The 11,385-nt window shown below is 45.8% G+C and carries 9 protein-coding genes; 5 read left to right on the forward strand and 4 right to left on the reverse strand.

Annotated elements, in window-relative coordinates; translation table 11 throughout:
• The first annotated feature begins 283 nt into the window (after nucleotides 1-283).
• On the forward strand, nucleotides 284-3,748 hold the full coding sequence (locus RIG66_RS13605; protein ID WP_446378793.1) for a DNA methyltransferase: 3,465 nt from the start codon (nucleotides 284-286) through the stop codon (nucleotides 3,746-3,748).
• A gap of 211 nt (nucleotides 3,749-3,959) precedes the next feature.
• Here the strand turns inward: RIG66_RS13605 and RIG66_RS13610 are convergent, their stop codons facing one another.
• Both RIG66_RS13610 and RIG66_RS13615 read right to left on the reverse strand, forming a co-directional pair.
• The gene (locus RIG66_RS13610; protein WP_446378795.1) at nucleotides 3,960-4,421 is read right to left on the reverse strand and encodes a type II toxin-antitoxin system VapC family toxin; all 462 of its coding nucleotides are present in this window, start codon (nucleotides 4,419-4,421) and stop codon (nucleotides 3,960-3,962) included.
• Between the two features lie 15 nt (nucleotides 4,422-4,436).
• Nucleotides 4,437-5,186 carry a hypothetical protein gene (locus tag RIG66_RS13615; protein WP_446378797.1) on the reverse strand — a complete coding sequence of 250 codons (750 nt, stop codon included), beginning with the start codon at nucleotides 5,184-5,186 and terminating at the stop codon, nucleotides 4,437-4,439.
• Between the two features lie 182 nt (nucleotides 5,187-5,368).
• Here RIG66_RS13615 and rsmI point away from each other — a divergent pair, with 182 nt between their 5' ends.
• The gene (gene rsmI / locus RIG66_RS13620) at nucleotides 5,369-6,205 is read left to right on the forward strand and encodes a 16S rRNA (cytidine(1402)-2'-O)-methyltransferase (protein ID WP_446378798.1); all 837 of its coding nucleotides are present in this window, start codon (nucleotides 5,369-5,371) and stop codon (nucleotides 6,203-6,205) included.
• A gap of 111 nt (nucleotides 6,206-6,316) precedes the next feature.
• Here the strand turns inward: rsmI and RIG66_RS13625 are convergent, their stop codons facing one another.
• Together RIG66_RS13625 and RIG66_RS13630 are read right to left on the reverse strand one after the other, a co-directional pair.
• Nucleotides 6,317-6,520: a hypothetical protein gene (locus RIG66_RS13625; RefSeq protein ID WP_446378800.1), complete on the reverse strand. Its 204-nt coding sequence runs from the start codon at nucleotides 6,518-6,520 to the stop codon at nucleotides 6,317-6,319.
• A 145-nt stretch (nucleotides 6,521-6,665) separates the two neighbouring features.
• Complete coding sequence (locus tag RIG66_RS13630) at nucleotides 6,666-8,579, reverse strand: Rqc2 family fibronectin-binding protein (RefSeq protein WP_446378802.1); 1,914 nt, start codon at nucleotides 8,577-8,579, stop codon at nucleotides 6,666-6,668.
• A 245-nt stretch (nucleotides 8,580-8,824) separates the two neighbouring features.
• Between RIG66_RS13630 and remA the strand changes: the two genes are divergently transcribed.
• From remA to RIG66_RS13645, 3 genes are all read left to right on the forward strand, one after another.
• Nucleotides 8,825-9,091, forward strand: a complete 267-nt coding sequence (remA, locus tag RIG66_RS13635; protein ID WP_446378804.1) for an extracellular matrix/biofilm regulator RemA — start codon at nucleotides 8,825-8,827, stop codon at nucleotides 9,089-9,091.
• A gap of 15 nt (nucleotides 9,092-9,106) precedes the next feature.
• Nucleotides 9,107-9,658 carry a guanylate kinase gene (gene gmk / locus RIG66_RS13640; RefSeq protein WP_446378806.1) on the forward strand — a complete coding sequence of 184 codons (552 nt, stop codon included), beginning with the start codon at nucleotides 9,107-9,109 and terminating at the stop codon, nucleotides 9,656-9,658.
• Nucleotides 9,659-10,063: 405 nt separating this feature from the next.
• Nucleotides 10,064-11,050 (forward strand): GGDEF domain-containing protein, encoded by a 987-nt coding sequence (locus tag RIG66_RS13645; protein WP_446378808.1) that lies wholly within the window; start codon nucleotides 10,064-10,066, stop codon nucleotides 11,048-11,050.
• Nucleotides 11,051-11,385 lie beyond the last annotated feature (335 nt).

Raw genomic sequence — 11,385 nt, forward strand, 5'->3', positions numbered from 1 at the left:
GAAACTTTAATACCTAGTGAGGCAAAATTGCTCGCTCCCCCCCCACACCCCACACCCCACACCCCATACCCCACACCCAGTATCCTATCGTGGGTAATGTGGCTTAAGTTGACACCAATGACCGACGTGCGCCCTCCCCCCAAAATTTAAATATAAGCTTCGTGTTAATTCTCATGTAGGGGTGACCCGCTTGCACAAATCAACAACTGTGTCCATTTAAATTGCTCGGGTCGCCCTTTACTTCAATTCTAATTTGCCTCTTAAATAACATTGGGCTGTCTGGTTGGTTACAATTAATATTAATACAGACAAGCATACCCTATTCGGTGAAATGCGCTCATCCGATCGCGATCGCACTCAAGCCTTTCTAGATAAGTGGTTGGGTTCTCAGGGGAATGAGAGAGCCAACTATCAAGCCTTTTTCCAGGATTTATGCACAGCATTAGGCGTGGCTAGTCCGCCGCCGAAAGGAAATGTCCCTGGTGATCCGTACTGTTTTGATAAAGAAATAAAGTTTTTCCACGCTGATCGTGATATTACCACTCGGTTTGCTGATTTCTACAAAGCGGAGCATTTTTTAATTGAAGCAAAGCAGGGTGGAACAACCGCCGGGAAGGGAACAGCGAAGCGGGGGACAGAAGCCTATCGCAAGGCGATGGAAAAGGCATTTTTCCAAGCGCGGTCTTATACACCATTTTTGCCGTCAAAACCACCGTTTTTAATCACTTGTGATATTGGGTCTCACTTTGAGGTATGGACGGGGTTTAGTGGGGATTATGGCGGTTATGGAGCGAGAGAGCGAATCGAGTTAAGGGATTTGCTAAAATCGGATGTCTTTGACCGTTTTGTGACGATTTTTACTGACCCGCAGCAACTGAACCCAGAGAAATATCGAGCAAGAGTAACGCGGGAAGTAGCTGATGATTTGGCAAAGCTGGCGAAGGGATTAGAAGCTCAAAAGCATCCGCCTCAGGCGGTGTCTAATTTTCTGATGCGCTGCATCTTTACGATGTTTGCTGAAGATGTGAAGTTATTGAAAGGAGAGGTATTTACCCATGCGTTAAGGGAACGTTGGATTCCCAACCCCGCTACATTTAAACCGGAAATTGAAAACCTCTGGCAGATTATGAATACTGGGGGTCAGTTTGGGTTTGAGACGATTCTCAAATTTAATGGTAGTTTCTTTGAAAATGCCACAGCGTTTGATTTGCCGAAAGACCAGTTAGAGGTATTACTACAAGCAGCGGAGAAAGATTGGAGTCAAGTTGAACCCGCCATTTTTGGCACATTATTAGAACGGGCATTAGATCCGAAAGAACGCAGTCGTTTAGGGGCGCATTATACACCTCGATCCTATGTGGAACGGTTGGTGCGTCCGGTGGTTCTGGAACCGTTGCGACAGCGTTGGGAGTTGGACGTTGAACCGGAACTCAAACGCATTTTAGAACTCAAAGAGGGACAAGACGAACCAAGCGCCGCCCAGAAGAAGAAAGCCGCCGCAGAAATTCAGGCATTTTTAATAGAATTGCGAACCATTCGCATCCTTGATCCCGCTTGTGGATCAGGGAATTTCCTCTATGTCACCCTGGATTTACTCAAAAGTTTAGAAGCGGAAGTGGTGCAACGATTTGAGGATGTGATTGGACGGGTACAGCTTGAACTTGAACAAGTGAATCCCTCTCAGTTTCTGGGTATTGAGATCAATCCCCGGGCGGCTGCGATCGCGGAACTGGTAATCTGGATTGGGTATCTACAATGGCACTTCAAGCGCTTTGGTACAGCCGCACCGCCAGAACCGATTTTACAGAAGTTTGAGAATATTGAATATCGAGATGCGGTGTTGGCTTATGATGGCAAAGAACCGGATATTGACCCAGAAACAAAGCAGCCGCGTACTCGTTGGGGCGGGCGGATGATGAAGCATCCGGTTACAGGGGAAGATGTACCCGACCCAACGGATCAAATTCAGATTTATCGTTATATTAATCCTCGTCCGGCTGAGTGGCAAGCGGCAGATTATATTGTTTCCAATCCTCCGTTTATTGGCAATGCCAAAATGCGGGAAGTGTTGGGGGATGGCTATGCGGAAACCTTACGCAAGGTTTATAAAGATGTGCCGGATACGGTGGATTTTGTCATGTATTGGTGGCACAAGGCGGCTGAGTTAGTTCGGGCGGGTCAGGTGCAGCGATTTGGGTTAATTACGACGAATAGTATTCGCCAGGTTCGTCAGCGAAAAGTTATTGATTTTAACGTTAAGCAAAAGAAATCTATTCGGCTGATTTTTGCGATTCCGGATCACCCTTGGGTGGATGGAGGGGCTGCGGTCACAATTGCGATGACTGGAGTTGAGCGAAATGAGCCTAAAAAGCTTGTAACAATTTCTAAAATAGGTCTTGTGGCTACTGAGAGCGAAGGAGAAACACCAGAAGATAAAGCCGAGCTAATTAAAGTAGAATTTCGAGATGTTGCTCAAATTTTCAGTAATCTTAAATCAGGCATAGATGTTACTAAAGCTAAACCTTTAAAAAGTAATACTGAACTTACCTCAAAAGGATTTGAGCTAGGTAGTAAATGGTTTATTATTTCTCAACAAGAAAAAGCCTTGCTTGAACAAGAGGTTATACATCCGTTTATTACAGGTAGAGATTTAGTTCAAACCCCTGAAGAAAAATATGTCATAGATGTCAATCATCTATCTGAGGAAGAGTTATGTTCACAATATCAGAAAACTTATCAATGGCTACTAGATAAAGTCAAACCAATTCGTAATATAAACAATGACCCAAGATTACGCCGTGAATGGTGGAAGTATAGACGAACTAATGCCATTATGCGTAATGGTGTTAGAGATCTAGGGGAATACATCATCACACCGAGAACAGCAAAATATAGATATTTTACTCTTAGTTCTAAAAGTGTTCTGCCAGAGAGTGAAGTTATAGTTGTTTTTCTCAATGATGTATATTTCCTTGGCATTCTTTCTAGTCGAATTCATATTACCTGGGCATTAGCAGGAGGTAGTGATTTAGGAGGCAACACACCGCGTTATAATAATACTGTTTGCTTCGACCCCTTTCCCTTCCCTAATCCCACCCCCGAACAAAAACAAAAAATCCGCGAACTTGGCGAAAAATTAGACACCCATCGCAAGCAAGTCCAAGCCCAACATCCCGATGTCACCATCACCGGAATGTATAACCTACTAGAAAAACTCCGCGCAGGTCAACCCTTCACCGATAAAGACCGAGATTACAACAATAAAGCCTTAGTTTCCACCCTCAAACAAATCCACGGTGAACTCGATATCGCCGTTTTAGATGCCTACGGATGGCATCATGATATTAGCGATGAAGAAATTTTAGAACGATTAGTCGCCCTCAACGCCGAACGCGCCGAAGAAGAACGCAACGGGTTAATTCGCTGGTTACGTCCAGAATACCAAGCCCCCGATGAAGTGAGAACCCAACAGGTAATTCCTGGTGTCATAGAACCCGAAGCTGTAACCGTTACCCCAGCCGTTCAAAAACCCTTACCCAAGAAACCCAAAGACCAACTCGCCGCCATTCGTGATTTATTACTTTCTAATAGTGGGGAATGGACAGTTGAACAAATCGCGGCTCAATTTAAAGGTGGACAGCGAAAGAAAAAAGCAATTGCTGAAAACTTAGAACGCTTAGAATGGTTTGGCGTTTTAATTAGCCGTAAAGACGGCAATATCACGCGCTGGCAATTTGCTCAAACGTAGTTTATGGTCAACAAGATTAGGGTACGATAATATCGTGACCCTACCGAATAAATTATCCCTGGGATGTGGTAGGGGTACGGCACTGCCGTACCCTATTATCTGATACATTAGACGTTCCGCAGCAAAGCTAAAATAATGGGATGGATTTTACTGTTAAATCGGGCGCACGTTATTAAATCGGGCGCACTGATGTGCGCCTCTACAGTGTTTATCAGGATACATTCGCTTTCCAGCATTCTAGTTTCAGATTTCTGACTTGATTCATCACTCTGAAATCCCTATCTTCTGAAACAATGATCAAATTATGTTGTATGGCTGTGCAGGCTATCCATAAATCGTTAATTCGCACACCTGCATCCTTGATGTCATACTTTCTGCGCTTTGCCTTATCTTTCGGGGCAAATTTATTAAATATATCAGCATAAAACCTACCATAAATCCTAGATGTTTCTTGATCTATGGGATAAATATTTAATCGTTTTACAAATTCATCAAGCAAAGCTAGATTTTCTTGTCTTCTTTGAGACTTCTCTACCATTGTCATTAGTTCGCCATAGATGATTGTATTTATAGATATTTCAGTGTCTACAATCAGTGACTCTAGTTTTTGAATAACCTGAGCATCTCTCTGAGCAAACACAAAGCTACAGTGATTTGTGTCTAACAGATACACAATAATTTTACCTGACTACTTCCTCGTTATATTGACATATTCCAAACACTCATCCAAATCATCTCCCTTCCAGGTTGGTGCGCTGTCAAGCCAATTTAATAACTCTCCAACTGTGTTTTTTTTATGCTTTTGGTAATTCTCAAGCTGCCAGAGTAAACCTCTTGAGGTATGCTTAATAGCGGTGAGATAATTGGCGACTTCTGGGGAAAGACCTGGTTGCTCAGGCTGAAGGGTTGGATCTGCCAGAAATTCGAGTGCTATCGTTTTGATGTTCTCAATCAACTGATCAGGAAAGAAGGAAATGTACTGTTCTAATAGGTTTGACAAATTAACCATTCCCGTGTAAAGCTTTTCAGCTTTATCGACTGGATTTTCGTCAGAAAAAGCCTGAAGCATATAGTCCTGAGTAATGAGCAGTTCTTTAAATCCCTCCATATATTTTTCCTCGGCTTCCAGTTTGTTGACAACTCTGCTGGGCAATAAATCACTGTATTTAGTTCTGAGGTGTTTAGAGAGAGGTTTATACTCAGGAAATAAAAATTTCGTCTTTTCGGCTAAATTATCAGTTGACTTTATATGCTCCGAAGTCTCTACAAGCTTGATCAAGTCATCTCTGATTTCCTCTCTAGAGAATTGCTCTGTGCCGGATTTAGACAACTGTTCTAATGCTAGCTTGGCTGTAGCTAAACCGTTAACAAGGTTGTCGCTCTTATTTGAGAGTAACGTTGAAAGTGATCGGATTGAATTTTCTGTTGCTATATGCATAATCAGATTCCTTAGCTATGGACTAAAGAAGGTTGAGAGATAAACTCTACTGCTATTATGCCTTGTCCTGGGTTGTAGACGGTGAGGACATTATCATTAAAATTGGCGTAAGTCTGAAGAGATGAGAATCCCACGCTAAAACAAGCTAGAGTAACAAGGTCAGCAGGTATCAAATTAGACAAATGGGGACACTGTATGTTGTCGGGACGCCAATTGGCAACCTAGAAGATATGACCTTTCGGGCGGTACGCATCTTACAAACTGTTGATCTTATCGCCGCCGAAGATACCCGCCATACGGGAAAACTGTTGCAGCATTTTCAAATTAAAACCAACCAAATCAGTTACCACCAGCACAATCGCCAGCAGCGTCTACCTGAATTGCTAAATCGGTTAACGGCGGGAAAAACCATCGCCCTGGTTACTGATGCGGGAATGCCGAGTATATCTGACCCCGGTTATGAACTCGTCCAGGGGGCAATAGAAGCTGGAATTACAGTGATCCCCATCCCCGGTGCTACGGCGGGAATTACCGCCCTCAGCGCCTCTGGACTCCCCACAGATCGATTTGTGTTTGAAGGCTTTTTACCTGCTAGTGGACAAGAACGCCAACAACGATTAGAGGTGTTAGCGGCTGAATCGAGAACCTTAATTTTTTACGAATCACCCTACCGCCTCCAGCAAACCCTGGAAGATTTCGCCACTATCTTTAGTCCCTCCCGTCAAATCGTCCTCGCGCGGGAGTTAACCAAATTACACGAACAATTCTGGCGAGGCACAATTGAAGACGCGATCGCATATTACACTGACCACGAACCCAAAGGCGAATTTACTCTTGTCCTCGCAGGCGCACCCCCTGAAACCCCTGTCCTCTCTGAAGCCGCCCTCAAAGCGGAACTCAGCCAACTGATTAACCAAGGACTTTCGCGATCGCAAGCCGCCCGTCAATTATCTCACCTCACTAATCTGCCGCGACGCCACCTTTACCAAATGGCACTATCGTTAACCGAGATCCCGTAGGGGCGGGTTTAGGGATTCAATGAACAGACACACTTTAAACCAGACAACGAAACCCGCCCTCTTCTTGGCGCTGAATTAAGGCTGGTGGGTTTCGACTTCGCTCAACCCACCCTACGGTATATCAGACGAAGGACGAATGACCAATGACCAATGACCAATGACGAATGACCAATGACCAATGACCAATGACGAATGACCAATGACCAATGACCAATGACCAATGACCAATGACCAATGACCAATGACCAATGACCAATGACCAATGACGAATGACCAATGACCAATGACCAATGACCAATAACTGAAAAAGACCATCAACTTGACAGATGGTCTTTCTTGTGCTACAGATGTCGTTGTTGTTCTTGGAGAAAATCTGCTGCCCGTTCCCAAGCGCACAGCTTAAGATTTCTTCATGTTTTTATCGTAACAGAGAATACGTTTTTTATCAAACTTTACATTTTTAACCAGAGATATCTGCCGTTCGATAGTGTTCAGCCTGTTGAGGACGCCCCCACAATATCCGTTCTCGCTTGTAAATCGCCATTCCCGGTTTAGCGCCCTTGGGCTTATAAACATACTTCGGCTCAGTATACACCACAGGCACCACATCACTCTGACGACCTCGACTATAATGAGCAGCTAAGTCAGCCGCAAACTGGAGATCCGCCTCATCCGCAACAGCCCCCGGATCTAACCGTAATAAAACATGACTCCCAGCAATCTCTTGGGTATGAAACCACAAGTCATAATCCCCAGCCGTGCGAAACGTGAGCTGGTCATTTTGGCGATTGTTACGACCAATTAACAATTCAAACCCACTGGGCGTGCGGTATCGGTACGGTTCAGAGGCTTCTGTCCCATCCTGGCGGCGTTGATCTCGAACATCCAAATACCCTTGCCCAATCAACTCCTCGCGGATTTCCTGTAACGCCTGCAAATCTTCCGGCGTGGTGTAGCGATCAATCTGAATTAAAGACGCCTCAACCTGTTCCAAATACTCAACTTCCCCTTGCACCTCTTGCAGTAACGGTACAACCGCCAGACGCGCCCGTTTCAGCTTTTGATGACGTTTATAGAGGGCTTGAGCGTTTTGCACAGCATTTTTGTCGGGATCGAGGGAAATCGTCAACGGTTGATTGGTTTCAAAATCCAGAACCGTTATCTGGTTCATTCCCGGTTGCCAATCTTGCAGATGTGCCATCAATAAGTCAGCCTGTTGACGATACTCATCCGCCTGTTCCGATTGCTGTAACCGTTGTTCAAAGCCTAACGCCTTGGAGCGCGATCGCACTAAAAAATTGTTGACTTTCTGAGTCAGTTGGTTACGGAGTCGGCTAAACTCTTGTTGATTCAGTTGGTCAGTATAGTAATGATGCAGTAAAACCTGGACATTTGGAGCAGGTTTAATCACACCCCAACCCAGCACATTATATCCATCCTCTGTCCAACCCGGTTGTAATGGAGGGGATTTGGGATTGGGGATTGGGGATTGGGAAAATTCTCCCCCAGCTTCCCCAACAAGGGCGGGTTTAGTTAAGTTATCAGTTTTCTCCAAAACGTTATCCGTAAAACCCGCCCCTACAACTTGACGCCCTGACGCCTCTGCACCTCTGCTCCCCAGCACCTCTGCGCCCCAATTCTCCAACGCCCATAGCCATTCTTGCCAGCGCTGAAACAGCCGTTGCCAATCTTCTGTCTTTAACGTGTCTGTGGATTGGTTGGGATCTAAATCAGCCGTTTGAAGCATGGAACGCACCAAGGCTGGACTTAATCCCCGATAACTCTTGAGTAATTGCCGTTTTAACGCTCCGGGAACTAAGCTAACTCGTTCTTGCCAACGCTCTTGGGACTCACTTAAATTGGGTAAATCCCCCAACAATGCTGGCGGATGTTCGTAAGGCTGACCAGTTTGAATCGGACGGACGCTCGATTGTTGGGAGCTAACCTGATGGGCGGCGGTGACAATGATATTTTTATCATCTGTCAGAATAACGTTACTATATTTACCCATAATTTCCACATACAGATGCCAGAGAATCGGATCTCCGGGGCGTCGGGCAAATGGCAAGTCTAACACCCGCTCCCAAGGAGCAATGAACTGAATCCCGACTAGCGCCAACCCATTTAACTGATGTCGCAGTTGGTCACTAAATGTAAACGTATCCGGTAGGCGAGGCGGCGGATCAGCCAAGCAAATTCGTGCCGCTTGGGGATGCCAAGCCAGCGTCAGCCATCCTCTACCCTGAAGCGTTCGTAAGCATAGAGCAATAGTATAGCGATCGCGCTGATAAACCTTTTCCAGTCGTCCTGGTATCCAACCAGCTTGTAACTCTGCACAAGCGGCTGTCAAGGTCGTAAAGTCAACCTGTTGCATGTCTTCGTGATGGGGTGTAACGGTGTCTGGTATAAATTGGTGTCCGTTGTCGTCTGACTATCTACTTAATAGCCGATGACAAGTAAGCCGCATTTATGGCAAGCAAATCTACTCTTTTTTTAGCGTCAACCCGAAAAGTCAGGTTTTCTGTGTGATTTAACCTTGTAAGCCTAAATTTTTGTAGATAACATTGAAATCAAATCCCTCGTAATCGCTCCTCAAGCGGCTTTTGCCGTTAATTTTTCATGGACATTCAACTGATCAATATCGGTTTTGGTAACATTGTTTCGGCAAACCGTGTCGTGGCAATCGTTTCTCCAGAGTCTGCCCCGATTAAGCGTATCATTACAGATGCTCGCGATCGCGGACAACTGGTTGATGCAACGTATGGGCGGCGCACTCGAGCTGTCATTATTACCGATTCTAGCCATGTCATTTTATCAGCGATTCAGCCAGAAACGGTTGCTCATCGCTTTGTCATTGGCAAAGAGGGAGCAACCAGTACCAATTAACTCGACAAGTAACCGATGATCAAACCAGGCAGACTTATTGTAATAACGGGTCCAAGTGGCGTGGGGAAAGGAACGTTAGTCCGTTTACTCTTGACTAGACATCCGCAACTGTACCTATCGATTTCCACCACCACCCGTCAACCCCGCCCTGGTGAAGTGGAGGGACAACATTATTATTTTGTCAGCCAGGATACGTTTCAGGAGATGGTCAGCGCCAATGAGTTATTGGAATGGGCAGAGTATGCGGGAAATTATTATGGTACACCCCGCAAACCCGTAGAACAGCATATTCAACGGGGTGAGTCTGTCCTTTTAGAAATTGAACTGGAGGGAGCAAGGCAAATTCAACAAACCTTTACCACCGCCTTGCGTATCTTTATTCTGCCCCCCAATATGGCGGAACTCGAACAGCGCATTCGGGGGAGGGGTAAGGATAGTGAGGACGCGATCGCGCGACGCCTAGAACGAGCCAAAGCTGAAATCGAGGCGGCGGATGAGTTCGATCTGCAAATTGTCAATGACTATCTAGAAGAGGCACTATCGAAGCTAGAAGCAGCAATTTTTTGAGGGAGATGGGGTTGTAGAGACGTTCCGGTGGAAAGTCTGGGAGATAGGGAAGATGGGGAAGATAGGGGAGATGGGAATGTCCCCACCCCACAGTTTGAAATGGTGCGTTACGCTTTGCTAACGCACCCTACACCCTATCGTTTGAAATGGTGCGTTACGCTACCCTACCCTACCCTACCCTACCCTTCGGGAACGCTTCGCGAACGGGAACGCTTCGCGAACGGGAACGCACCCTACACCCGCCCCGACTTTACGTAGCTTGCTTCTCGCTTGCGCGAGTAGGACGAATGACCAAGGACAAATGACAAATGACAAATGACGAATGACAAATAACAATGCCAGTATGGAAGAACCAATATCAGGGGCATCACCATAATCTCTCACCATTGAAAACCGCAGGTAAGCATGCAAAGTCAATTAAATACCCCTGTACTCGAACAATTGATTGATTCACTTCAATCCAGTTATTCGGTGGAAGAGGCATGTAAAACCATTGAACCCTTAGTCCAACACCTCTTTCCTGATGAAATTGGCGCGATTTTTGTCATGAACTCCTCAAAAAACTTACTGGAGGCGATCGCGACGTGGGGTTCTGTCCCGTTGACGAGCGATTCGGTCTTTTCGCCCCACGAATGCCTAGCATTACGACGCGGACAGGCTAATTTGGTGGATGACACCCAGTATTGTTTAAACTGCCAGCATATTCGCGCTAATTCTCCCGCCGTGGAAACCTTTTGTGTTCCCATGATTGCCCATGGAGACACCGTGGGTTTGTTGTCTGTCAGTTCACTCCAACGGGGGCGAATTGCCCAAACTCGACAGTCAGCAGAGAAGGTGGCGAAGCATATTGGCTTGGCATTAGCTAACTTAAAACTGCGAGAAACGCTGAAAACTCAGACGTTTCGAGATCCGCTGACGAAACTTTATAACCGACGTTACCTGGAAGAATGCTTTGAACGAGAAATCCGCAAGTCTCAACGTCAACCCAAGCCTATCGGGGTAATCTTATTGGAAATTGATGAGATGGAACAGTTAAATCAGCGATTTGGCAAATCTGTAGCTGATTTGCTGTTGCGCGAGATTGGGTTTTTATTACCCAGCCAAGTTCGGGCGTCTGATATTGCTTGTCGTTATGGTGGTCAACAATTTCTCCTCCTCTTACCAGAAGCCGCGTTAGCCGTCACCCAACGACGCGCCGAACAACTGCGACAGAGGATTGAGCAACTCAGCTTAGACTATCGGGGTCAATCCCTGGGTTCTCTGACCATTTCTGCCGGGATAGCCAGTTTTGCTGAACATGGTAAGACGGCAAAGGAAGTGCTACAAGCGGCTCAGATAGCCCTGAATTCGGCAATTGCTGGAGGACGCGATCGCATTGTCATAGCGTCTTAGGTGTGGGGTGTCGGGTGTGGGGTGTCGGGTGTTGGGTGTCGGGTGTTGGGTGTAAGTAGGTTGGTGCAAATGAACTCAACCCTATTAAGTTATGTTAACAAGCCTCAAACCTTTACAAATGACAAATGACGAATGACGAATGACGAATGACGATCCCCACCGTTAACTTTAATTGTCCCCACCTACTTAGCATGATAGTTGGTAAAAGTATAGTCAAATATAGACAGACTGAATTTCATTGCAGAAATTCCCTTCGCTTTTACTTTGAGAGATTAATTCTCCTTGGGTGAACTACGCACCTCTCTATCCCATAGCGGTTAAACGCATTTGGGAAT

This window comes from Coleofasciculus sp. E2-BRE-01, assembly GCF_040221695.1.
In the GTDB taxonomy this organism is placed as follows: Bacteria; Cyanobacteriota; Cyanobacteriia; order Cyanobacteriales; family Coleofasciculaceae; genus Coleofasciculus.